The organism is Neobacillus sp. Fa239 (genome assembly GCF_055395235.1).
The window spans coordinates 1,272,144-1,295,059 of record NZ_AP041611.1 but is presented as its reverse complement, the minus strand read 5'-3'; the positions used below and the strand labels follow the sequence as shown (position 1 = coordinate 1,295,059).

Below are 22,916 nucleotides of genomic sequence, written 5' to 3'. Positions count from 1 at the left end.
CTTCCCCTTAGATATACGCGCTCAAAATGCCTTTAATCGTAATAATTCCTGACGGATTCGTTCTAATTTTTGCTTGCACTCTTTTATTTTCTTGTCATTTTTTTCTTCAATTGCTTCAAACAATGTCGCTAATTCATAATCCATTTCCAATCTAAGTACAGCAGTTCTTTCCTTTTCGCCTGCTTTTTTAAGCGTCGTATTCATTAGTTGTTTCATAGTTCTCCTCCCTTTCTGCGGTGTTATTTGATTCATTTTTCTGACTATTTTTTACTGTATAATATGAACCATTGCGCGGTGTTGCAACAAATATGTGCGTTAACCTAGTGAGGCAAGTCATTTCGAGTCAATTCAGCCAATATGTTACAATATTAGACAAAGATGTGTTGGAGGTATGGGAATGGAATTCAATGGATTTACGAATGAGGATTTTGATGTTTTTTTAATAGATGGATTAGAGCCAAGGATGGAAGCCTTGAAAGAAAGGATTCGTCCAAAGCTTGAAGCATTAGGAGATTATTTTTCCCCCATATTAACCACGTTAACAAGCGATGAAATGTTTGTTCATGTGGCGAAGCATGCGAGACGCACCATTAATCCGCCCAAAGACACTTGGGTTGCTCTGGCGAACAATCCGCGTGGGTACAAAATGCTGCCCCATTTTCAAATCGGCTTATGGAACACCCATTTATTTATTTGGCTTGCCATCATCTATGAAGCACCCAATAAACAAGAATTCGGAGCCAGGCTGACTAAAAAAATATCAAAAATCTATAAAGAAACTCCAAAGGATTTTGTTTGGTCTGTCGATCATATGAAACCGGAAACAGTTCAACATGGAACATTAAAGAAACCTGAGTTACAAATATTTTTTGACAAATTGCAAACGGTAAAGAAAGCTGAACTTTTATGTGGATACACTATCGACCAAGAAGCAGTCATTCAAATGAGCTCTAACGATTTACTTCATAAAATAGAAGAAGTTTTCCAAACCGTTGCACCGCTATATAAATTGGCGTTAAAGATTAAATAAACAAACAAAAGGGTCAGACCCCACAAAGAAAAAATATAGCTGAACTTTTCTTAAAAGCAGCCATATCTTTACTCTGGTGTAAGGGGGTCAGACCCTTTTTACTATTTCTTCATGAGAATTTTTTCACCTGATGGAGCATCTTTTGCTTTTTTAATGGTTTGAAACGCTGAATAACCGCTGACTTCTTCAAATTCTGCCGTAATCGATTTTTCTTGTGCTTTGCTAGGAACAATTTCTTTAAAGCGCCGATAGGCATTCATTAAAGCATCGCGTTCTATTCCCTTTTCAAATGCCTTTTCAACTGCTTCATAGAAATTAATGACATCGACAATTTCATCTGTGGACCAATGGTAATCAATTGGATATTGGTATTCCATAAATACACCTGCTTACTTTTTTATAGCGTTATTTTCCCCATTTTACTCGTATTTGTTCCGCATCGCCAATCATCCGCTTAAAAAGCTCAGCTACCGTTGGTACATCTTTTATTAAGCCCATTACCTGACCTGCCCAGCCAAACCCAGCCTCATCAGAGCCTTCATAAATATAGCGTTTGTTGGCTGTACCGCTGATGAAATCCTTTAAATCTTCATAGGTTGATCCCGCTTTTTCCAGTTCGATAATTTTGTCAGTCCAAGAATTGGATATCACCCTGGCAGGTGAACCGAGCGAGCGCTTAATCACTACCGTGTCAGTTTCAGTCCCGTTTACTAACGCGTGCTTATATAATTCGTTTGCATGAACACACTCTTTTGTGGCGATAAATCTGGTCCCCATCTCAATCCCTTCTGCTCCTAAACTTAGAGCTGCCATCAGTCCTCTGCCGTCTCCTATTCCTCCTGATGCAATTACGGGGATGGAAACCGCATCTACCACTTGTGGTATGAGCACCATTGTTCCAATATCATCACGACCAAGGTGTCCACCACCCTCCTGTCCAACCACCATTACGGCATCAGCACCAAGTTCTTCCGCTTTAACGGCCTGCCGTCTTGCAGCAACAAGAACAAGTTTTTTAATTGGTGTTCCTTTTAATTGTTCAAAAATAGGCGCAGGATTTCCTCCAGTCATCGTTACAACAGGAACATTTTCATTGATCGCGACCTGTAAAAATTCCGCAAATGGACGACCATGCTGACCTATTGCAAAATTTACCCCAAATGGTTTTGAAGTTAATTGCCTTACTTTCTGAATTTCTGCTTTGAGCTGCTCCGGACTTTCAAGGGACATGGCCGTAATTTGCCCAAGGCCCCCTGCATTCGAAACTGCAGCAGCCAAATCAGAATAGGCCAGATGAGCAAGACCTCCTTGGATGATTGGATATTGAATGTTAAGAAGATCGGTTACACGAGTTTGCCAATTCACATTAATACCTCCAATTCGTTATTTCCTTTGTAATTTCGATGTGACCGGTTAATTTTCCTTTCATTTTGGAAAACTATCATAAAAATGCACAAAAGAACACGAATCCCTATGCAACGATGGCTAATAGTGCTATAATTCTTTTGTTTTTGTATAAATATACTTAAGAAACGAGTATTTTTGAATAAAAGAGGTGTGGGAATAAATTGTCACAAAATCAAACACCGTTATTTAGCGGTTTATTAGAACATGCAAAAAAAAATCCAATTCAATTCCATATTCCAGGCCACAAAAAGGGCGCAGGAATTGATCCTGATTTTCGTCATTTTATTGGTGATAACGCTCTGTCCATCGACTTAATTAATATTGGTCCCCTTGATGACCTACATGCCCCAAAAGGGATGATTAAACAAGCTCAAGATCTTGCCGCAGAGGCTTTTGGGGCAGATCGTACCTTTTTTTCAGTTCAGGGTACAAGCGGGGCAATTATGGCAATGGTCATGGCGGTATGCGGACCAGACGATAAAATAATCGTTCCTAGAAATGTCCATAAATCGGTCATGTCGGCAATTGTTTTTTCAGGTGCCATTCCAGTTTTCATTCACCCGGAGATTGATGAAGAATTAGGAATCTCCCATGGAATCACAACAGATGCGGTGGAAAGAGCTTTGCAGCAGCACCCTGATGCAAAAGGAGTGCTGGTCATCAATCCTACTTACTTTGGCATTTCCGCAGACCTAAAAAAAATCGTTGAAATTGCCCATTCCTATCATGTTCCCGTCCTTGTTGATGAAGCCCATGGGGTCCATATTCATTTCCATGAAGAACTTCCGTTATCAGCGATGCAAGCGGGTGCAGACATTGCGGCAACCAGCGTTCATAAACTTGGCGGTTCAATGACCCAAAGCTCTATCCTTAATGTTAAAGAAGGGCTGGTGTCCGCTAAGCATGTTCAATCCATTCTCAGCATGCTGACAACAACTTCAACATCTTATTTATTGCTGGCTTCACTTGATACAGCCCGGAAACAGTTAGCTACAAAAGGTAAAGATTTAATTGATAAGACCATTAAATTAGCTCAATCTATTCGCCATAGAATTAATCAGATTGATCACATACACTGTGTGGGAAAAGAAATTTTAGGCTCCAAAGCGACGTTTGACTATGACCCAACAAAGCTGATTATCTCGGTAAAAGATTTAGGAATGACCGGCTACGATGTTGAAAAGTGGCTTAGAGAAAAACATAATATAGAAGTTGAATTATCAGACCTCTACAACATCCTTTGTCTGATTACGATTGGAGATACCGAAAATGAGGGTAACCTTTTGGTGGAAGCTCTGGAGGATTTAGCAGAAGAATGTGAGCATCGTGCTGAAAAATTTGAACCATTGCAAGTTTTATTACCTGATATCCCAGTACTTGCATTAACACCAAGAGATGCATTCTATTCAGAAACAGAGGTTATTCCTTTTGAACAATCTGAAGGAAGAATCATAGCAGAATTCATAATGGTTTATCCCCCAGGTATCCCTATTTTCATCCCTGGTGAAATTATTACTAAAGAAAATCTGCGCTATATCCGCGAAAATCTTGAAGCAGGCCTTCCTGTTCAAGGTCCGGAAGATGACGAAATTAAGACCATTCGGGTTATTAAAGAATATAAAGCAATTAAATAGAAATAAAAAAACAGGATTCCAGCATGGAATCCTGTTTTATCTTATTAATTGTCTATTTTTCTTCTTTTGAATGATGTTCTTCACAGCAACTACATTTTGTAGAATAGAGAACTGTTACTTTTTCGTCTTCAAAATGATCAATTGTAGAGTTACAAGCTTGGCATACTATAGTGCCCATATTTCAATCCCCTTTTCATAAAATGAAAGCGTTTAATTTATCCTTAACTCCATAATAATATATCACATTGGATTTTTCAAGCCTAAATTGTATGTCACATTAATTTATTTGCGCATGAAAAAAGGCCTTCTTAGAGGCCCTTTCTCGAATTCATCATTCATACTGAGTATAAAAATGCGCGGATGGCAGTGTTTCTGCAAAAAACTCTGCTAAATCTACTGCCTGCTGCTTATCAGAAATTCGGAATACGGTTTGAAGGTGATCAATATCTTCAATGTCTTTGGGGTCGAGGAGAGTAGAACGGCCGGTTTGCATACAGACAACTAGGGGCTTACCAAAAAACATGTTGGTATAAATGATGCCAAAATCATAGCGGGTATGTTCTGTCGTAAATCCAATAAACCTCACTTTAACATTTTCATTTTCATCATATAACTTTTCAAACAAATCCATTGGACTCCTCCATTCTTTAAATATTTAGAATATTATTATAATTCAATTTCACAAAAATAACAAGAAACTTGTTTTTGTACCGGTTGTCATTCGTTTTTATTCAATGGTAAAATAGAAAAGGATATCAAATGGAACTAGTAAGGGGGGAATGATGATGGCTAAAAACGCATACATTAAGCTCGTGCCCTCATCTGAGAAACAGACGGTTACGATTGATGAAGTAAAAGAGCTTTTTTATTATTATAAAGATATTACTACAAAAACTGGAAATCAGGTAGATTGGCAATTTAGCAGCTCTGCATTTCCTTATGAAATAAAAGAAACAGAAGAGGGTAAAGGAAAATGGTTTTACTTGCACTCTGACCATGAAGGCTATTTTGCCATATTAGTAGGAGTGGATCAAGAGACACTTCAAGATGAAAACGGAGAAGAAAAACAGCAATTCTACATACAAGTATCCTTGCCTGAGCAAGCTACGTTTGGAGATAAAGGAAAAGCAAACGAATTTTGTAAATTCCTCGCCAAGAAATTCAAAGGCGAACTTCACCTTTTTAATGAAAGAATTATGTATTACTATCCAAGAAAGTAAAAACTCCCCCACCGGGAGTTTTTTTATGTATGGCTGTGTTAAAAGCGATTATTTATTTTTTACAACCGTTGATTGGAGCGTAGGGCGCTTGACTCCTGCGGGATGAAGAGGTCACGGGAGACCCCGCAGGCGCCTTAAGCGCCGAGGAGGCTCCCGGACCTCCCCGCGGAAAGCAAGCGCCCGGAGCGGAAATCAACAAGCTAGTTTATCAGAACCTAATGAATATAAAGTGCAAGAGTATAATGAATGGAGGTGTAGATGATGAGGCTTAAACCAGTTAGAAAAAGTGTTTTTTTGGAAGATTTGGTCACTTGATTCCCTATTAAGAAGGCAAGGTAAAAAAACACGAAAAACATAATAACCTTATAAACCAATTGGTCATGCTTCGACAACCATTCGATCAATGTGTAACCGCTCCAAATGATAAATTGCAGCATCATTACAATATAGACCCTCATATTTATCACCACTAAACATTCATAAATTTCATATTTTTCCTTGAATAATATAAGTATATGTAGAAAAAGGGTTGTAATATTCAATTTTTAAATAAACGAATCGACAAGCCTTATCTTTTATTATACAAGAACTTTTCAATTAAAAAAGAGGTTGACTCCTAAAGTCAACCTCTTTTAAATAAATTATTTAATAATATGAATCGGGCTGCCAAGTGCTACTTCAGCCGCTTCCATTGTTATTTCACCAAGGGTTGGATGGGCATGAATTGTCATGGCAAGATCTTCAGCTGTCATTCCAGCTTCAATCGCAAGACCTAACTCCGCAATCATGTCAGATGCACTTGCACCGGCAATTTGTGCACCAATCACAAGTCCATCTTCTTTACGAGTAATTAGTTTTAAGAAACCATCTGCACTGTCGAGTGATAAGGCACGTCCATTTGCGGCAAATGGGAATTTAGCGGCAGTTACTGCAATTCCTTCTTCTTTTGCCTGTGCTTCAGAGTATCCTACTGAAGCTAACTCAGGATCAGAGAAAACAACTGCAGGAATTCCTAGATAATCAATTTCGGAATTATGACCGGCAATTGCTTCAGCAGCAATTTTGGCTTCATAAGAGGCCTTGTGTGCTAATTGAGGGCCAGCAACAACATCCCCGATCGCAAAAATGTTACTAATATTTGTACGGCATTGTTTGTCGATTTCAATCAAGCCGCGGTCAGTTAATTTTACACCAACCTGCTCTAAGCCCATTTCATCGGTATTTGGACGGCGTCCAACCATAACAAAGCAATAATCAGCTTCAAGTTTCTTTTCTTCACCTTTTGTTTCAAAGGTTATAACAACACCATTGTCAGTCTCTTCTACACCTTTAGCGAATGCCTTCGTATAGAATTCTGCACCTTTTTTCTTCATATTCTTTTTAACAAGTGCCGCCATTTGCTTATCAAAAACGCCCATTCCCAAAATTTCATCTGCACCCTCAAGAATGGTTACTTGGCTGCCGAAGTTAGCATAGGCACCGCCAAGTTCAATTCCAATTACACCGCCGCCAATGACAACGATTTTTTCTGGAATTTCGTTTAAGTTAAGTGCACCGGTTGAATTCAAAACACGTTTTGAATATTTAAAAGCTGGCAGTTCAATTGGACGGGATCCAGTTGCAATAATCGCATTTTTAAAGGTATACGTTTGTGCTGAATTTTCGTCCATTACACGAAGGGTATTGTTATCAACAAAATACGCTTCACCGCGCGCAATAGTCACTTTATTCCCTTTTAATAACCCTTCAACACCGCCAGTTAATTTTTTTACGATTCCGCCTTTAAATTCCTGAACCTTTGTAAAATCAACTTTTACATTTTCCGCGGTAATCCCGAACGCGTCAGAATGCATCGCTGTTTCGTAGCGGTGACCTGCTGCAATTAATGCTTTGGAAGGAATACAACCAACATTTAAACAAACGCCGCCAACATATTCCTTTTCAACAATGGTTACTTTTTGGCCAAGCTGGGCAGCACGAATGGCTGCCACATATCCACCGGGGCCAGCACCGATGACTATAGTATCCGTTTCAATTGGGAAATCTCCAACTACCATTTTTTTACGCCTCCATTAACAATAGTTCTGGATCGTTTAATAAACGTTTAATATGATTCAATGCATTTTGTGCTGTTGCACCATCAATCATGCGATGGTCAAAGCTTAAAGAAAGTGCTAAAACTGGTGCAGCTACAATTTCGCCATTTCTAACAATTGGTTTCTCGGCAATTCTGCCAACACCCAAAATAGCAACTTCCGGATGATTAATGACAGGAGTGAACCATTGTCCGCCTGCAGAACCGATGTTGGAAATGGTACATGATGCACCCTTCATTTCATTCGGGGCAAGCTTTCCATCTCGCGCTTTACCTGCTAGTTCATTTATTTCATTAGAGATTGTAAATACAGACTTACGATCAGCATCTTTAACAACAGGAACTAACAACCCTTTTTCCGTATCAGCAGCAATTCCGATGTTGTAATAATGCTTATGAATAATTTCACTTGTTGCATCATCAAGTGATGTATTTAATGCTGGGAATTCTCTTAATGCACTGGTTAGTGCTTTTACGATATATGGCAAGAAGGTAAGCTTGATGCCTTTTGCAGCCGCTACTTCTTTGAATTTTTTACGGTGTGCTACAAGTTTTGTAACGTCAATTTCATCCATTAATGTTACGTGTGGAGCCGTGTGCTTGGAATTAACCATTGCTTTAGCAATTGCTTTACGAATACCGCTCATTTTCTCACGAGTTTCAGGATATTCACCTTGTGGAATTGGAGCAGCCGTTTGTGCAGCTGGTGCAGCTGTTGTTTCAGCAACTGGAGCTGCTTCAACTTGAGGTGCTTGAGCTCCACCGCTTAAGAATGTATCAATATCGCTTTTCAAAATACGTCCATTATCCCCAGTTCCGGCAACAAGACGGATTTCAACACCTTTTTCTCGTGCATATTTGCGTACAGAAGGCATTGCAATAATGCGACGGTTTGGATCAACTTCAGCCTGTGGTGCAGCTGCTGCAGCAGGTGCTGGTGCAGGTACAGGTACAGGTACATTTTCTTGTTTTGCTTCAGGTGCCGGAGCAGCCGGTTTTTCTTCTTGTTTAGGAGCTTCATCACCATGGTCACCTTTAAATTGCAAGTTCTCATAACCTGGAGCATCGAATGTAACAAGGACTTGCCCAACCGTTGCAACTGTTCCTTCACCAACTAATACATCAATAACGGTCCCCTCGACAGGAGACGGAATTTCTACTACTGCTTTATCATTTTGAATTTCACATAGAACGTCATCTTCTTGAACTTTATCGCCAGGTTTAATAAACCATTTGACAATTTCGCCTTCATGAATGCCTTCACCAATATCAGGCATTTTAAATTGGAATGATGTGGCCGTTGCGCTCACTTAATTCATCCTCCTAATGTTATAAATTTCTCCAAATCCATTTTTAGAAAGTTAAAACTTTCTTTGCTGTTTCAATTACATCTTTATAGTTAGGAAGCCATACAGCTTCTGCTTGTGAGAATGGGTAAATCGTGTCCGCAGCTGCTACTCGTAAAACAGGAGCTTCAAGACTTAAGATGGCACGATCATTGATTTCCGCAACAACGTTTGCCGCCACTCCAGCTTGTTTTTGTGCTTCCTGTACGACCATTGCACGTCCTGTTTTTTCAACAGAGGCAATAATAGTTTCGATATCAAGCGGACTAATGGTGCGTAAATCAACGACTTCAACGGAATAGCCTTCTTTTTCTAGCTCTTCTGCTGCTTTTAATGATTCGTGAACCATTGCACCATAAGTAATGATTGATAAATCCGTACCTTCACGTTTTACATCTGCTTTCCCTAGTGGAATCGTATACTCCTCTTCAGGTACTTCTTGACGGAAAGCGCGGTATAATTTTAAATGCTCAAGGAAAATAACCGGATCATTATCACGGATAGATGAGAGTAATAATCCTTTTGCGTCGTATGGAGTTGATGGAACAACCACTTTTAAACCAGGAGTTTGTGCCATTAATCCTTCCAAGCTGTCTGAGTGAAGTTCAGGTGTGTGAACTCCGCCGCCAAATGGAGAACGAACGGTAATTGGCATATTATAACGTCCGCCGGAACGATAACGCATCCGTGACATTTGGCCTGCAATTGAATCCATTACTTCAAAAACAAACCCGAAGAATTGAATTTCAGGGATTGGACGAAATCCGGTTAATGCAAGACCAATCGCTAAACCACCAATACCAGACTCAGCTAATGGTGTATCAAATACGCGATCTTCGCCGAATTCTTTTAAGAGTCCTTCAGTAGCACGGAAAACACCACCGTTCACTCCAACGTCTTCACCGAACAATAATGTTTTCGAATCATTACGCAGTTCAGTGCGCAGTGCGTCAGTAATTGCTTGAATCATTGTCATTTGAGCCATGACTTACTTCGACTCCTTTGCTTTATAAATTTCAAATTGTTCTTTTAAGTTAGATGGCATTTCTTCGAACATAAAGGACATTAAATCAGTCACTTTTTGCTTAGGAGCAGCGTCTGCTTTCTTAATAGCCTCTTTTATATCCTCTTTAGCTTGTTCAATTACTTGATTTTCTTTTTCTTCACTCCAAAGCCCTTTCTTTTCAAGGAACTTGCGGAAACGAACAAGCGGATCTTTCTTTTCCCATTCATTATCAAGATCAGCTGTCCGATAACGAGTTGGATCATCACCGGCCATTGTATGTGGACCATAACGGTAAGTTAAAGTTTCAATTAATGTAGGACCTTCACCATTTACAGCGCGCTCACGTGCTTCACTTACAGCAGCATATACAGCCAATGGATCCATTCCATCTACTTGAATACCAGGAATTCCTGCAGCAACAGCTTTTTGTGCGATGGTTTTTGCTGCGGATTGTTTTTCTACTGGAGTTGAAATGGCAAATCGGTTATTTTGAACAATGAAAATAGCTGGTGCTTTGAAGGCCCCTGCAAAGTTGATTCCTTCATAGAAATCTCCTTGTGAAGCTCCACCGTCACCTGTATAGGTAATCGCAACGGCCTTTGTTCCATTCTTCTTGATTCCTAGTGCAACACCTGCAGTCTGAACATATTGTGCACCAATGATAATTTGTGGGGATAAAACATTAACACCCTCAGGAATTTGATTTCCTTGGAAGTGTCCGCGGGAGAATAAGAATGCTTGATATAACGGCAATCCATGCCAAATTAATTGGGGAACATCACGATATCCCGGTAAGATAAAATCTTCTTTCTCAAGAGCAAACTGCGAAGCTAATTGAGATGCTTCCTGACCTGCCGTAGGAGCGTAAAAACCAAGTCTGCCTTGACGGTTTAATGAAATAGATCGCTGGTCAAGAATCCTTGTGTAAACCATACGACGCATTAATTCCTGAAGCTGTTCATCGGAAAGTTCAGGCATTGCTGATTCATTTACAACTTCGCCTTCTTCATTTAATATTTGAAGCGTTTGAAATTGATTAGATACTGTCTCGAGGGCTTTTACTGCATCGAGCTGGGCGTTCTTTAATTTAGAAGCCATCTAGGTCACCTCTTCCTTTCTTTTCAAAACATAAAAATGTAAAAAATAAATTCCACCTTTGTTATGGTGCCCAAAACATGTGAAAAGACTTCATTTGAAATTGATTGTAGTTTTCCACTTTTATCTAAAGGTCAAACGTAAATCTTTCTTTCATGCTTATATTATTCTGTATCATTATTTTTGATAATAATATTGATACAATAACTATCTCCATAAAGAGTGTACATCATCCAATAACGCACGTCAATTACTACGCATTATAATTTTTCATCATTTTCACATTGCAAATTATAATATCCTTACCACCGTCTGTATCACTATTTACTTAAAACTGTTATATAAAGAAATTATTTTTTGCCATTTGTTATAGGAAAGATGAAAATAGAGTAGGCGCATGAGAAATTTCATGCGCCTCTCACAGATCCGTACGTGCGGGTCATCGCATACGGCTCCTCCACTTTATCCCCTTTGGGGATGTAGTTCGTTGTATATGTCTAAAAGAAAAACAAGTTTAATTTCCCGAAACCTTTCATTCGGAATCGCAAAATGAACGTGCTCAGTCTTAGAATTCCTCCATCTAGTCATTGAAAGATGCGGAAGTTCACCCTTCCAATTCCTTTTCCGAAGCTCCCTGTGGAGCTTTCTTATTTTTCTCCAGCTTCTTAACTGAATCATTCTTAGCCTTCTTCGAATCCATGTATCCAATTTTTGAAATAGTTTTTTTGAAAAGCCAATTCCAAAGTATCTTCCCCATCCTCTAATAATGGGATTTAATCGATGCTTGACGAATTCTTCCAGGTTAACTGTTAGATTTCTTTTCGTTACATCTTTGATACTTTTCTTAAACTTCTTTACTGCTTTGTCTGATGGAGAATGGAAATATCCTCTTTTGAAAACATACCCTAAGAAGATAAACGGTTCTTCGTAGTTGTCTACAATCTTAGTTTTGTCTGGGTGCACTTTCAATCCTAACTTTTCATCTAAGAGCTTCACTACCGTTCTTAGTACTCTTTCTGCTCCCTTTCGGGATTTGCAACAGATGACGAAGTCATCCGCGTACCTTGTAATACGGTGACCTCTTTCCATCATCATTTCATCGAGCGGATGCAAATAGATGTTCGCTAACAATGGACTGATTACGCCACCCTGAGGACTCCCCTTGTCACTCTCATAGAAAATACCATTTTCAAGGATTCCCGATTTTAAGAACTGCAAAATTAGCGCCAATACTCTATTATCCACAACTTCTTCTTTGATTAATTCGATAAGCTTATCATGAGGAATTGAATCAAAATAAGTCTTTATATCGGCATCAATTACAAAGGTGTACCCATCCATCAAATCCTTTCGGATTTTGTCTATCGCCATATGTGCACTACGGTTCGGACGAAATCCAAAACTACAGTCTAAGAATTTCTGTTCAAAGATTGGTTCAAGTATTCTTTTAGTTGCAGCTTGGAGAACTCGGTCTTCTACTGTTGGAATTCCCAGTGGACGTTTTGTACCATCAGCTTTTGGAATAAAAACTCTTCTAACTGGTTTTGCACGATATGTTTTCAAACGCAAAGATTCTTGGAGCACTCTTAAGTTGTGTTCCAATTCAATTTCATAATCTTTAATCGTTACTTTATCCACTCCGTGTGAACCGCGATTTTTCTTCACGTCATAGAAAGCTTGTTCCAGGTTTTGATAGTTCCATAATTTATCCATTAGGCTGTACCACTTGCGTTTCTTTTTAGAATTCTCCACTACACGTAAGCTTCGTTTTCCTATTGATTCATTCATGCATTCGATTCCTTTCCCAATACAATATCAACTGAATAGGTAAACCAATGGCTGATATTTGATATTAGTACTTCGCCCTAAACAACCTACTTTCTTTCGGTCTCGATTCTTCGGCTTTCTGCCTCATCGACTTCTGTTTAGTACATGACGAGTAAATAAGTTCGTATTGCTTTTCTTCGATGGACAGACGGGCTTCGCATCAGTCCACTGCCTTTTGAGTCAGTGCCCGCCTTATCAACTTTGTGATAAGTCACTTGTCTTTGTGGCGTTTCCAACAAGTTTATTCACTACTATCCCCTGCTCTGACTTCTCACCTTCCATAATCCATTTCTTGTCCTTCGCGGCTTTGAAAAAGAGTTACCACCTACGGTGGAGATGATGAGATCTCCTTGGGTCACGTTCATCGCCTTTCACTCGAATCCAGTCCTCATAACTAATAAGATACAGAGTGGTATTGGACATCCCCATTTTATGCAAGGTTATCCCACCTTACCAGCCAACATGGTTACAGCCACCTGTTCCGAGTTTTGCCTTCAAGTCCTCCGCACGAAATCTCACGATACTCGCACTACCTGTCAGCTATACATTTCCGCCACAACGGCATGTTAGGGACTTTCACCCATTAGAGCGATGCGCTGCCAAGCGCACATAAAAAAATCGACTTTCTTAGCCGATTTATCCATTTATGAATTCGATGCTACATCTGAAAAGACAAAGAGATTAACTTTTTATCTATTGTTTGTTAGACTAATCATATGCATGATTTTGATAACAGGAGTGAATCGGAATATGATTATGATGGAGGATATCATACGCGATGGTCATCCTACGCTGAGAAAAGTGGCCCAAGAAGTTGCTATGCCGCCAACAGTTGAGGAAAAGCAAATCCTAAAAGATCTATTAGAATATGTAAAAAATAGCCAAAATGCTGAAATTGCTGCTAAATATGGTTTAAGACCTGGAATTGGCCTTGCAGCACCTCAAATAAATGTATCAAAAAGGATGATTGCCGTTCATGTTCATGACAATAAAGGAAACCTTTATAGTTACGGTCTATTCAATCCAAAAATTGTCAGTCATTCCATCGAAAAAGCCTATTTGGCATCAGGAGAGGGATGCCTATCTGTTGATGAGGCAATACCTGGTTATGTGCCCAGGTATGCCAGAATAACGGTGAAAGGCATTGATTTAAACGGAGAAGAAGTAAAGCTGAGGTTAAAAGGGATGCCTGCAATTTGCTTTCAACATGAAATTGATCATTTAAATGGGATTATGTTTTATGATTATATTGATAAACAGGACCCTTTCAAGAAAATTGAAGGTGCTATTGAAATTGAAAGATAAAGAAAACTCGCCGGGAGGGCGAGTTTTCTTATATTAACTGCAATTCCTTTAAGCCATTCCAAATTCCATCATCAGCTACATCTGTTGTAATGTAATCTGCAAGCTCCTTTGCTTCAGGGACACCGTTTCCCATAGCGACACTAGTCCCGGCAGCCTTAAGCATCTCCAGGTCATTTAAGCCGTCTCCAAATGCATAAACATCAGCTAAATCAAACCCTAATCGTTCAATCATTTTCTTAATGCCTTCTGCTTTTGAGCCGCCTTTTGGCAGCACATCAACAGAATATTCATGCCATCTGATAAAATGAAACAACGGATAATTTTTTATATATTCTTCTTCATTTTCACAAAAAAGTAACGTTTGATAGATTTTTTTATTTTTATAAAAGCTGGCATCGTAATCAGGAAGTGCAAAGTTTAAGCTTCCAATCGCCAAATCAATATAACGGTGATGATTAACGGTTGCCTTCATGGTTTTTTCGTTCATAAATACTAATGGATGTTTATTTTCAGATGAATGCGCCAACAATCTCTCAAGCTCTATTTGGTTAAGCGGGTTTTCATAGATAACTTCCTTTTCAAACACAACATATTGACCGTTATAGCTTACATACGATTCAATGCCCAATTCCTCCCGAATGCTTTCAAACATAAAGGGTGCCCTTCCAGTGGCAATCGCGACATAAATCCCATTCTCTTTTAATTTAGTTATTGCCTTTTTTGTAGTGCTTGGTATAGCTTTTTCATGGTCAAGTAATGTTCCATCTATATCAAAAAAAACTATTTTTTTCATTCCTATAATAACCCCTTTCCTAAGACTAAGCTGCAGCACTTTTATTTGATTTATTTTTTGTTTTAAGTGATGAAATATAGACGCCTAAAAAGATAACAAGTAAACCGATCACAATGGACAAATGGATTTTTTCTTTTAAAAGTACAGAACCCCAAATGATAGCAGATACAGGTACAAGATAGGTTACGAGGGAAGCAAATTCCGGACTGCCCTTTTGCACCAGGTAATAAAAAAGAAGGTATGCAACACCTGATCCTAATGCACCTAAACCTATCAAAGGCAGGTAAATTGCCCCATTAATAAAGGAAGAGAGGGATCCAGGAGCCGAAAACATCATAACAATTAAGCTAATAACCGTTGATAACATTAATGTAAAAAAAGATATTTCAAGGACAGTTAATTGAGTGAGATATTTTTTAGACAATTGGGCACCTAATCCGTAGCATAAGGTGGCACCGGTCATCATTAAAATTCCAATGGTGTTACCGCTGTGCAGGTCACCAACTTTAAAATCAGACAGAATAAAAATCCCTAAAAACCCCACAATAATTCCCAGCCATTGGGTTTTCCTCAGAGACGAAGAGAAAAAGATAAAACCGATCACTAATGTCCAAATCGGTGTGGTTGCATTAATAATGGAGGCAATACTTGATGACAATCTTGTTTCACTAGAGCATATTAACAGCCAAGGGAGGACATTATTCGTTAAGGCTACTAATAATAATTTCACCCAAGGCAATTGATTTAATTGAGTTTTTTTCTTATTAAAGAGTAAAATCAACAGAAGCATGATTGTTCCAAACAGCGTTCGTCCAAACACGACAGCTTCTGGTCCCAAATGAGACAATAAAATTTTAATAAACAGGAATGAAGTTCCCCAGATAAGACTCAAAACGATTAAACAAGCAGATAATTTCCCCATATCAACCCGATTCCTTTTCATCTTAATTTTCTTGTTAAAGACTAAACCTTTCAACAATAATTGTCAATCCATATAATTCCATGTTTATCCATGAAAAAATCAGCGAAATCCTCATATACTAATAGTATAAAAACCCACCCATGGAAAAAAATCTTTTATAATCTATCATGGCTTGCTTTACATTGGACAAGTATCGTATAAAATAAGAAGTAAGGAGATGATCCACTATGTTAAAGAAGCTGAGAAAAAAGCTTTTAAAACAGTGGAAAGATTTACTGCGAAAAAAAACCATTGCCTAAAATTTTGAGCCCTTCAAACTTGCGAAGGGCTCCTTCCTTATTGTAAATTGATAAACAGTGACCTTTTTACATACGTTCACAATAGGTTGATAAACTTCCATTTTTAGTTTTGCAAAGAAAATAAATGAAAAAGATGTAAATATTTTATATAATAGAAAAAGTTATGATTGAATAAGGAGCGATATTGTCATGATATATAAAGTTTATTATCAAGAAAACATTAAACAAGTACCTGTAAGAGAAAATACAAAATCTCTCTATATTGAAGGCGAATCAGTAAGGGATGTAAGAACAAAAATTGCTGATCGGGGATATAACGTAGAATTCGTCCAACCCGTAAATGGTGCATTTTTAGAATATGAACAACAAAACGAAGACTTTAAAGTATTGGAGATATAATTTATGAAATTTGTAAAAAATGATCAAACTGCTGTTTTTGCTCTAGGCGGTTTAGGTGAAATTGGCAAAAACACTTATGCAGTACAGTTCCAGGATGAAATCATTTTAATCGATGCCGGAATTAAGTTCCCTGAAGATGAGCTTTTAGGTATTGATTATGTAATCCCGGACTACACCTATTTAGTGAAAAATGAAGATAAAATAAAAGGTTTATTCGTTACTCACGGACATGAAGATCATATTGGCGGGATTCCTTATTTATTACGTGAAGTAAATATTCCTATTTACGGGGGAAAACTTGCGCTTGGATTAATTAAAAACAAATTGGAGGAACATGGCCTTCTAAGAACCGCAAAGCTGATTGAAATTAAAGAGGACGATATTATTAAATTCCGTAAAACCTCCGTTACTTTTTTCAGGACTACCCACAGTATTCCAGATTCCTATGGTATCGTTGTGAAAACACCTCCTGGCCAAATCGTTCATACTGGAGATTTCAAATTCGACTTCACACCAGTCGGCGAACCGGCAAATTTAACCAAAATGGCCGAAATTGGAAAAGAAGGAGTTTTATGCCTGCTTTCGGATAGTACCAATAGTGAAATCCCAGAATTTACGATGTCCGAGCGCAGGGTTGGAGAAAGTATTGACGATGTTTTCCGCAAAGTGAATGGACGAATCATTTTTGCTACCTTTGCTTCGAATATTCATCGTCTTCAGCAAGTAGTGGAAGCTGCGGTTACTTATGGCAGAAAAGTTGCTGTATTCGGCCGTAGTATGGAAGCGGCGATCAATATCGGCTTGGACTTAGGTTATATCATTGCACCTAAGGAAACCTTTATCGATGCTCAGCAAATAAACCGCTTACCTGCAGATAAAGTCACGATTCTTTGCACCGGCAGCCAGGGTGAACCGATGGCTGCCCTTTCAAGAATAGCTAATGGGACCCATCGGCAAATTCAAATTAATCCGGGAGATACCGTCGTGTTCTCGTCTTCTCCGATCCCAGGAAACACCATTAGTGTCAGCAGGACCATTAACATGCTTTATCGTGCCGGTGCCGAGGTTGTTCATGGGAAGCTAAGTAATATTCATACCTCCGGACATGGTGGGCAGGAAGAACAAAAGTTAATGCTTCGTTTAATTAAGCCAAAATTCTTTATGCCAATTCACGGTGAATATCGGATGCAGAGAATGCACGCCAAATTAGCTGTTGATTGTGGTGTTGAAGAAGAGAATTGTTTTATCATGGATAATGGCGAAGTGTTAGCTCTTTCAGAAGACACGGCACAAGTGGCAGGTAAAATCCCATCTGGATCAGTATACATTGATGGAAGCGGAATTGGCGACATCGGAAATATTGTACTAAGAGATCGCCGAATCCTTTCAGAGGAAGGGTTAGTCGTTGTAGTCGTCAGCATTAACATGAAGGATTTTAAAATCGCTTCAGGACCTGATCTCATTTCCCGAGGCTTCGTCTATATGAGAGAATCCGGTGATTTAATTAATGATGCTCAAAATTTAATTACTAAGCATTTAAATAAAGTAATGGAACGAAAAACAAGTCAATGGTCCGAAATAAAAAATGAAATAACAGACACATTGGCACCATTCCTTTATGAAAAAACGAAAAGAAGACCAATGATTTTACCAATTATAATGGAAGTATAAAAAAAGCGGGAGCGCCTTCAGGGCACTCCCGCTTTTCAATCTTTGCTGTTTTATTCTTCATTTAACATATTAAACTGTGCTTTAACCAAGTGGAAGTATTCTCCTTTTTCATCCATAAGTTCTGCATGATTTCCATGCTCTATAATTCTTCCATGATCCAAAACAAAAATTTGGTCCGCCTCCCGGATGGTCGAGAGTCGATGAGCGATAATAATGGCTGTGCGATCCTTTAACAATGTTTTTAAAGCCTTTTGAATTTGAATTTCTGTTTCAGTATCAATACTCGCTGTCGCTTCATCTAAAATTAAAATTCTCGGATTTGCCAGCAATGCCCTTGCAAACGAGAGCAACTGCCTTTCCCCAACTGATAGTACATTTCCACGTTCTTCAACTTCCGTATGATAGCCGTTTGGCAGCCTTTCAATAAAATGATGAGCTCCAACCAATTTTGCTGCCTGTTCTATTTCTTCATCAGTGGCAGAAGGACAGCCAAAGCGAATATTCTCCAATATCGTTCCAGAAAAGATAAAAGTGTCTTGTAAAACCACGCTTATTTGCTCTCTCAAACTTTTTAGCGAAATGTCTTCAATGGAAATTCCATCAATTTTTATTTGACCTAAGGTCGGATCATAAAAACGAGAAATCAAATTCGCAATGGTAGTTTTTCCTGAACCAGTATGACCGACAAGCGCCGCCGTCTGCCCTGCCTTTATATCAAGACTAACGCCTTTTAAAGCAACTCTTTTTTCATCGTAAGAAAAAAATACTTTTTCGAAACAAATATTCCCGCGAATTTCACCAATTTTTTGAGCACTATCTTTTTCTGAAACAATTGGTTTTTCATCTAAAAATTCAAATATCCTCTCCGATGAAGCCATGCCGATTAAAAGTTGATTGTAAACTTGCCCTAATCTTGAAATGGGATCCCAGAACATCCCTAAATAAAAGGCAAATGAGACAAAAACACCGATAGTTATCGAATTGTTATGGATAAGATGGGAGCCGTACCAAATCAATACTGCCGTCCCTAATGCATTCGTAAAGTCAACAAGTGGTCTAAACATGGCGTTTTTTCTAGAGGCGCTTTTCCAGCTTGAATAATTCTCATGATTCACGCCTTCAAAAAAGGCCATATTCTCCCTTTCCTGTGTAAAAGACTGGGTGACCCGAATTCCTTGTATACTTTCATTTAAATGTGAATTAAGCTTGGATTGTTTTAAACGGACCATTTGCCACGAGCGCCGGATATTCCGCCGCAGACTGGTTGAGATAAAAAACATAATGGGCAGCATGATCATGACCGCTAAAGTAAGCGCTGGACTTAGTGTGAAAAGCACAATAATAATGCCGATAAGCATCAAAGAATCCATTAGTGAATTAATAACACCATTTGTAAACAATTCCTGCAATGAATTAATATCATTCATAATTCTTACCAGAATGGAACCTGCAGAACGCTGGTCAAAAAAACCGTGCGAGAGACCTTGAACATGTGAAAACAAATGCCTGCGAATGTCATAGATAACCCCTTGACCAAGTTCATTCATCCAGCGAATTCTAAAATAATTGGCGATATATGTGATAACATATAGGGTTGCAATAATCGCGACAAGGGTTATCAACATATTTATATTTTTACTTTTTATTGCCTTATCCAGTGTATAGACTCCGATTAAAATCGGGATTATTAATCGGACTGCTGTCGTTATGATGACCATCAATGCCGAAAGCGGCAAAAGTTTTTTCCGATATGGCTTAAGGTAGCTAAACAGCCTAGTCATTTGCACCCAGTTAAAAGGCATATCAATGACTTGGTCTGATGAGTAGTGAAATCTTTTTAAAATATTTGCCTGTGACTTTCTTTCATTCACAAAACATCCCCCTTTATCCAGTTTTTGAAGTTAATACCGCCTGTTGATCTTTATATTGAATCTCATAAACACGTTGGTATAGGCCGTTATTATTCAGCAATTTTTGATGTGTTCCTCGTTCTATGATCTGACCATCCTCGAGCACTAAAATTTCATCTGCATGCTTTAAAGAGGATATTCTATGGGCAATAATGAAGGTTGTACGCCCCTTCATGACTTCTTTTAATGCTTTTTGGATATTCACTTCTGTTTCCATATCCACTGCGCTTGTCGCATCATCTAAGATTAAGATGCTTGGATTAACACAAATGGCTCTTGCAATCGCTATGCGTTGCTTCTGTCCCCCTGAAAGACCCATTCCCCGCTCGCCAAGAACCGTATCATAGCCTTTAGGCAGCTCGGTAATAAATTCGTGAGCCTGCGCTCGTTTTGCCGCATCAATGATTTCTTCCATTGTTGCTTCTGGCCGCCCATAACAGATATTTTCTTTAATTGTTGTAGAAAATAAGAATGACTCCTGCAGGACAAAGCCTATGCTGCTCCTTAATGCCCGAAGAGAAAACTCACTGACCGGCTTCCCATCAATCAGGACTTTCCCTTCACTAGGCTCATAAAATCTGGTCATTAATTGCGTAATACTTGTTTTGCCCGCACCTGTAGAGCCAATTAAGCCAATTACCTTTCCTGGCTGTGCCTCAAAGGAAATATTATATAAAGCTTCTTTAGAATCCTGGCCATATCGCAATGAAACATTTTTAAATTCCACATAGCCATTAATTCGCTCTGCTTCATCCACTCCGATTTGATCTTCTATCTCATTATCTGTTTCCAAAACCTCTAAAAGCCGCTCACCTGAGGCCTTGGCTTGTGAAAATTGGTTGATGACAAATCCTAGGTTCACAATCGGCCAAATGATATACCAAACCAAACTATAAAAGGCAACAAGTTCACCCGGTAGTAATGTGCCGTTCATGACCAAAAATCCGCCATAGGCCAGCAAAAAGACAACGCTGATATTCCCCATTAACTCCATTAAAGGGAAGAACTTAGCCCAGATGGTGGAAGTGAAAATATTTTGTTCTTTAAAGTCCCCATTGGAATCATTAAATTTCCCAATTTCAAAACTTTCCTTTGCAAGTGATTTGACGGTATTAATCCCACTTATACTTTCTTGGACCTTTGTATTTAACCGACCAAACGATTGACGGACTCTCCGAAATGCAGGGTGGACTGCACGGTCAAATTTATAAACAACGATCGCTAAAAAAGGCAGGGTGATAAGTGTAACTATGGTCAAGCTAATTGAATAATAAACCATTACAGCTACACTTATGATAATTAATAGAAAAAACCTTAATAGTTCTGAAAATCCATATGATAAAAAAAAGCGAAAACCTTCCACATCAGCTGTTAATCGTGACATTAAATCTCCGGTTTTCGCATTATCATAATATTTAAAAGGTAGAAATTGCAGTTTCTCATATAAAGAATTCCTCAATTTATATACTGAAGTAATTCCAAATAAGTCCCCTGTATATTGGTTAATAAATGTTGCAACTCCTTTAACAATCATAATAAGAACAAAACCAATGGCCAAATAAGGAACCCAATTGTACTCCCCCTTCAGAACAACGTCATCAATTGTAAACTGAAGAATCATTGGATAAACAACTGTTATCGCCGTTACTAATAACATAAATACAATTGAGCATATAAAATATTTCTTAAATGGCCAATAATAAGGTTTTAATTTTTTAAAGGTTTCCATTTCCCCATCCCCTTTCTTACTATTTTAAATTTTTAGAATTAACACGCATTAATAAATATATCGGGTTTCGAAATATTTTTCTAGTCTTTTCTTACATTTTCATAAAAAAAAACTGTTCGTTTTGTTAACGAACAGTTTTTTTAGTTATTCAGTTTTTTCAATTTCATCCAAAACACGATTTACCCGCTTTTCAAGCATTTTCATTCCGCTTCCGCCAGCCTGGAAGTGACGCAGCTTGCCTTCACGATCGAATACATAATAGGCTGGTACATATTGATTTTCAAAAGCCTCTGTCAACTTATGCTCACTATCAACAAAGATTGGCTGGGTAATTCCATGTTCAGCAGCAACTTGTTTAATTTCCTCAAGGTTTAAATCATTTTCCGACCTTGGCATATGAACGGCAACGACATTTAATTTGTCGTGATAATCATCACGGAATTGATTGACCTGCGGCATCGCCTCTTTACAAAGATGACAACTAATGGACCAGAAATGAATAAGGGTTGGCTTTTCGCCCACTAAATCACTTTTGGTTACTTCTCCGTTCAACCATTCTGTTGCCCCGGATAATTCCGGCATCGGCTCACGTAATTTCATCATTAACCCCCCTATTTCAAAAAAGACCTAACACTTCTTAAAGGTTAGGTCTATCATTTTAAATTAACTATTAAACATTTAATGTAGCTTGTCCAGGCTTCCAGTTAGCCGGGCAAAGACCACCTGTTTGTAATGCTTGAAGCACACGTAAAGTTTCATCAACATCACGGCCGATATTGTTGTGATTAACAACAGAATACTTTAATTCACCTTCAGGATCGATGATGTATAAACCGCGAAGAGCAATACCTTCTTCTTCAATTAGTACACCGTAATCACGAGAAACCACATGGTTGGTGTCGGCTGCTAAAGGATATTTTAAATCGCCTAGGCCGTTATCTTTACGGTCTGTTTTAATCCATGCAAGATGAGTGTGAATAGTATCAGTTGATACACCAATGATTTCAGCATCAAGATCTTCAAATTCATCATAGCGGTCGGACATAGCAGTGATTTCAGTTGGACAAACGAATGTGAAGTCCATTGGATAAAAGAACAATACTGTCCATTTACCATTTTTCATGTTTTCTTCAAGACTTACTTTTTTAAATTCTTTGTTTTGCATTACTGCGTCCATTTCAAAGCGTGGAGCTTGTTTACCTACCATACGTTCTGGCATTTGAATCCC

23 protein-coding genes are annotated in these 22,916 nt (G+C 38.5%); 6 read left to right on the top strand and 17 right to left on the bottom strand.

What is annotated here, in order from left to right; genetic code table 11:
• Window positions 1-21: 21 nt before the first annotated feature.
• Window positions 22-216 carry a hypothetical protein gene (locus ACZ5XR_RS06165; RefSeq protein ID WP_464500796.1) on the bottom strand — a complete coding sequence of 65 codons (195 nt, stop codon included), beginning with the start codon at window positions 214-216 and terminating at the stop codon, window positions 22-24.
• A gap of 181 nt (window positions 217-397) precedes the next feature.
• Here ACZ5XR_RS06165 and ACZ5XR_RS06160 point away from each other — a divergent pair, with 181 nt between their 5' ends.
• Window positions 398-1,030 (top strand): YktB family protein, encoded by a 633-nt coding sequence (locus ACZ5XR_RS06160; RefSeq protein WP_464500795.1) that lies wholly within the window; start codon window positions 398-400, stop codon window positions 1,028-1,030.
• Between the two features lie 101 nt (window positions 1,031-1,131).
• Here ACZ5XR_RS06160 and ACZ5XR_RS06155 read toward each other — a convergent pair whose 3' ends face one another.
• Entirely contained in the window at window positions 1,132-1,407 is a 276-nt protein-coding gene (locus tag ACZ5XR_RS06155) for a UPF0223 family protein (protein ID WP_464500794.1), read from the bottom strand.
• A 28-nt stretch (window positions 1,408-1,435) separates the two neighbouring features.
• Window positions 1,436-2,395, bottom strand: coding sequence for an NAD(P)H-dependent flavin oxidoreductase (locus ACZ5XR_RS06150; RefSeq protein ID WP_464500793.1), 960 nt, complete (start codon window positions 2,393-2,395; stop codon window positions 1,436-1,438).
• Window positions 2,396-2,598: 203 nt separating this feature from the next.
• On the opposite strand from ACZ5XR_RS06150, the gene ACZ5XR_RS06145 reads away from it, so the two are divergent.
• Window positions 2,599-4,071 carry an aminotransferase class I/II-fold pyridoxal phosphate-dependent enzyme gene (locus tag ACZ5XR_RS06145; protein WP_464500792.1) on the top strand — a complete coding sequence of 491 codons (1,473 nt, stop codon included), beginning with the start codon at window positions 2,599-2,601 and terminating at the stop codon, window positions 4,069-4,071.
• Between the two features lie 52 nt (window positions 4,072-4,123).
• Here the strand turns inward: ACZ5XR_RS06145 and ACZ5XR_RS06140 are convergent, their stop codons facing one another.
• The gene (locus ACZ5XR_RS06140; protein WP_464500791.1) at window positions 4,124-4,249 is read right to left on the bottom strand and encodes a GapA-binding peptide SR1P; all 126 of its coding nucleotides are present in this window, start codon (window positions 4,247-4,249) and stop codon (window positions 4,124-4,126) included.
• A 153-nt stretch (window positions 4,250-4,402) separates the two neighbouring features.
• Complete coding sequence (locus ACZ5XR_RS06135; protein ID WP_464500790.1) at window positions 4,403-4,702, bottom strand: DUF3055 domain-containing protein; 300 nt, start codon at window positions 4,700-4,702, stop codon at window positions 4,403-4,405.
• A gap of 154 nt (window positions 4,703-4,856) precedes the next feature.
• On the opposite strand from ACZ5XR_RS06135, the gene ACZ5XR_RS06130 reads away from it, so the two are divergent.
• Window positions 4,857-5,291, top strand: coding sequence for a DUF1885 family protein (locus ACZ5XR_RS06130; protein ID WP_464502235.1), 435 nt, complete (start codon window positions 4,857-4,859; stop codon window positions 5,289-5,291).
• 215 nt (window positions 5,292-5,506) lie between these two features.
• Here ACZ5XR_RS06130 and ACZ5XR_RS06125 read toward each other — a convergent pair whose 3' ends face one another.
• From ACZ5XR_RS06125 to ltrA, 6 genes are all read right to left on the bottom strand, one after another.
• Window positions 5,507-5,749 (bottom strand): hypothetical protein, encoded by a 243-nt coding sequence (locus ACZ5XR_RS06125; RefSeq protein WP_464500789.1) that lies wholly within the window; start codon window positions 5,747-5,749, stop codon window positions 5,507-5,509.
• Window positions 5,750-5,932: 183 nt separating this feature from the next.
• Window positions 5,933-7,348, bottom strand: coding sequence for a dihydrolipoyl dehydrogenase (gene lpdA / locus ACZ5XR_RS06120; protein ID WP_464500788.1), 1,416 nt, complete (start codon window positions 7,346-7,348; stop codon window positions 5,933-5,935).
• Window positions 7,349-7,352: 4 nt separating this feature from the next.
• Complete coding sequence (locus ACZ5XR_RS06115) at window positions 7,353-8,663, bottom strand: dihydrolipoamide acetyltransferase family protein (RefSeq protein ID WP_464502234.1); 1,311 nt, start codon at window positions 8,661-8,663, stop codon at window positions 7,353-7,355.
• 76 nt (window positions 8,664-8,739) lie between these two features.
• Window positions 8,740-9,717, bottom strand: a complete 978-nt coding sequence (locus tag ACZ5XR_RS06110; RefSeq protein WP_464500787.1) for an alpha-ketoacid dehydrogenase subunit beta — start codon at window positions 9,715-9,717, stop codon at window positions 8,740-8,742.
• 3 nt (window positions 9,718-9,720) lie between these two features.
• Window positions 9,721-10,836 carry a pyruvate dehydrogenase (acetyl-transferring) E1 component subunit alpha gene (gene pdhA, locus ACZ5XR_RS06105; RefSeq protein ID WP_464500786.1) on the bottom strand — a complete coding sequence of 372 codons (1,116 nt, stop codon included), beginning with the start codon at window positions 10,834-10,836 and terminating at the stop codon, window positions 9,721-9,723.
• Window positions 10,837-11,295: 459 nt separating this feature from the next.
• Window positions 11,296-12,621 (bottom strand): group II intron reverse transcriptase/maturase, encoded by a 1,326-nt coding sequence (gene ltrA, locus ACZ5XR_RS06100; RefSeq protein ID WP_464497298.1) that lies wholly within the window; start codon window positions 12,619-12,621, stop codon window positions 11,296-11,298.
• A 789-nt stretch (window positions 12,622-13,410) separates the two neighbouring features.
• Between ltrA and def the strand changes: the two genes are divergently transcribed.
• Window positions 13,411-13,965 carry a peptide deformylase gene (gene def / locus ACZ5XR_RS06095; RefSeq protein ID WP_464500785.1) on the top strand — a complete coding sequence of 185 codons (555 nt, stop codon included), beginning with the start codon at window positions 13,411-13,413 and terminating at the stop codon, window positions 13,963-13,965.
• Between the two features lie 28 nt (window positions 13,966-13,993).
• Here def and ACZ5XR_RS06090 read toward each other — a convergent pair whose 3' ends face one another.
• Complete coding sequence (locus tag ACZ5XR_RS06090; RefSeq protein ID WP_464500784.1) at window positions 13,994-14,758, bottom strand: Cof-type HAD-IIB family hydrolase; 765 nt, start codon at window positions 14,756-14,758, stop codon at window positions 13,994-13,996.
• Window positions 14,759-14,783: 25 nt separating this feature from the next.
• Window positions 14,784-15,737: a DMT family transporter gene (locus tag ACZ5XR_RS06085; protein ID WP_464500783.1), complete on the bottom strand. Its 954-nt coding sequence runs from the start codon at window positions 15,735-15,737 to the stop codon at window positions 14,784-14,786.
• Window positions 15,738-16,168: 431 nt separating this feature from the next.
• Here ACZ5XR_RS06085 and ACZ5XR_RS06080 point away from each other — a divergent pair, with 431 nt between their 5' ends.
• Both ACZ5XR_RS06080 and rnjA read left to right on the top strand, forming a co-directional pair.
• Complete coding sequence (locus tag ACZ5XR_RS06080; RefSeq protein ID WP_464500782.1) at window positions 16,169-16,378, top strand: DNA-dependent RNA polymerase subunit epsilon; 210 nt, start codon at window positions 16,169-16,171, stop codon at window positions 16,376-16,378.
• Between the two features lie 3 nt (window positions 16,379-16,381).
• Window positions 16,382-18,049 carry a ribonuclease J1 gene (gene rnjA, locus ACZ5XR_RS06075; RefSeq protein WP_464500781.1) on the top strand — a complete coding sequence of 556 codons (1,668 nt, stop codon included), beginning with the start codon at window positions 16,382-16,384 and terminating at the stop codon, window positions 18,047-18,049.
• A gap of 50 nt (window positions 18,050-18,099) precedes the next feature.
• On the opposite strand, the gene ACZ5XR_RS06070 is transcribed toward rnjA, so the two are convergent.
• From ACZ5XR_RS06070 to ACZ5XR_RS06055, 4 genes are all read right to left on the bottom strand, one after another.
• The gene (locus ACZ5XR_RS06070; protein WP_464500780.1) at window positions 18,100-19,920 is read right to left on the bottom strand and encodes an ABC transporter ATP-binding protein; all 1,821 of its coding nucleotides are present in this window, start codon (window positions 19,918-19,920) and stop codon (window positions 18,100-18,102) included.
• A gap of 13 nt (window positions 19,921-19,933) precedes the next feature.
• A complete protein-coding gene (locus ACZ5XR_RS06065; RefSeq protein WP_464500779.1) occupies window positions 19,934-21,688 on the bottom strand; it encodes an ABC transporter ATP-binding protein in 1,755 nt (584 codons plus the stop codon).
• Window positions 21,689-21,832: 144 nt separating this feature from the next.
• Entirely contained in the window at window positions 21,833-22,288 is a 456-nt protein-coding gene (locus ACZ5XR_RS06060; RefSeq protein WP_464502233.1) for a TlpA family protein disulfide reductase, read from the bottom strand.
• A gap of 70 nt (window positions 22,289-22,358) precedes the next feature.
• The gene (locus tag ACZ5XR_RS06055; RefSeq protein ID WP_464500778.1) at window positions 22,359-22,907 is read right to left on the bottom strand and encodes a peroxiredoxin; all 549 of its coding nucleotides are present in this window, start codon (window positions 22,905-22,907) and stop codon (window positions 22,359-22,361) included.
• Window positions 22,908-22,916 lie beyond the last annotated feature (9 nt).

Coding starts and splice junctions, on each gene's coding strand:
- ACZ5XR_RS06165 (WP_464500796.1), bottom strand. CDS start 216: ATGAAACAACTAATGAATACGACGCTTAAAAAAGCAGGCGAAAAGGAA.
- ACZ5XR_RS06160 (WP_464500795.1), top strand. CDS start 398: ATGGAATTCAATGGATTTACGAATGAGGATTTTGATGTTTTTTTAATA.
- ACZ5XR_RS06155 (WP_464500794.1), bottom strand. CDS start 1,407: ATGGAATACCAATATCCAATTGATTACCATTGGTCCACAGATGAAATT.
- ACZ5XR_RS06140 (WP_464500791.1), bottom strand. CDS start 4,249: ATGGGCACTATAGTATGCCAAGCTTGTAACTCTACAATTGATCATTTT.
- ACZ5XR_RS06135 (WP_464500790.1), bottom strand. CDS start 4,702: ATGGATTTGTTTGAAAAGTTATATGATGAAAATGAAAATGTTAAAGTG.
- ACZ5XR_RS06130 (WP_464502235.1), top strand. CDS start 4,857: ATGGCTAAAAACGCATACATTAAGCTCGTGCCCTCATCTGAGAAACAG.
- ACZ5XR_RS06125 (WP_464500789.1), bottom strand. CDS start 5,749: ATGAGGGTCTATATTGTAATGATGCTGCAATTTATCATTTGGAGCGGT.
- lpdA (WP_464500788.1), bottom strand. CDS start 7,348: ATGGTAGTTGGAGATTTCCCAATTGAAACGGATACTATAGTCATCGGT.
- ACZ5XR_RS06115 (WP_464502234.1), bottom strand. CDS start 8,663: ATGCCTGATATTGGTGAAGGCATTCATGAAGGCGAAATTGTCAAATGG.
- ACZ5XR_RS06110 (WP_464500787.1), bottom strand. CDS start 9,717: ATGGCTCAAATGACAATGATTCAAGCAATTACTGACGCACTGCGCACT.
- pdhA (WP_464500786.1), bottom strand. CDS start 10,836: ATGGCTTCTAAATTAAAGAACGCCCAGCTCGATGCAGTAAAAGCCCTC.
- ltrA (WP_464497298.1), bottom strand. CDS start 12,621: ATGAATGAATCAATAGGAAAACGAAGCTTACGTGTAGTGGAGAATTCT.
- def (WP_464500785.1), top strand. CDS start 13,411: ATGATTATGATGGAGGATATCATACGCGATGGTCATCCTACGCTGAGA.
- ACZ5XR_RS06090 (WP_464500784.1), bottom strand. CDS start 14,758: ATGAAAAAAATAGTTTTTTTTGATATAGATGGAACATTACTTGACCAT.
- ACZ5XR_RS06080 (WP_464500782.1), top strand. CDS start 16,169: ATGATATATAAAGTTTATTATCAAGAAAACATTAAACAAGTACCTGTA.
- rnjA (WP_464500781.1), top strand. CDS start 16,382: ATGAAATTTGTAAAAAATGATCAAACTGCTGTTTTTGCTCTAGGCGGT.
- ACZ5XR_RS06065 (WP_464500779.1), bottom strand. CDS start 21,688: ATGGAAACCTTTAAAAAATTAAAACCTTATTATTGGCCATTTAAGAAA.
- ACZ5XR_RS06060 (WP_464502233.1), bottom strand. CDS start 22,288: ATGAAATTACGTGAGCCGATGCCGGAATTATCCGGGGCAACAGAATGG.
- ACZ5XR_RS06055 (WP_464500778.1), bottom strand. CDS start 22,907: ATGCCAGAACGTATGGTAGGTAAACAAGCTCCACGCTTTGAAATGGAC.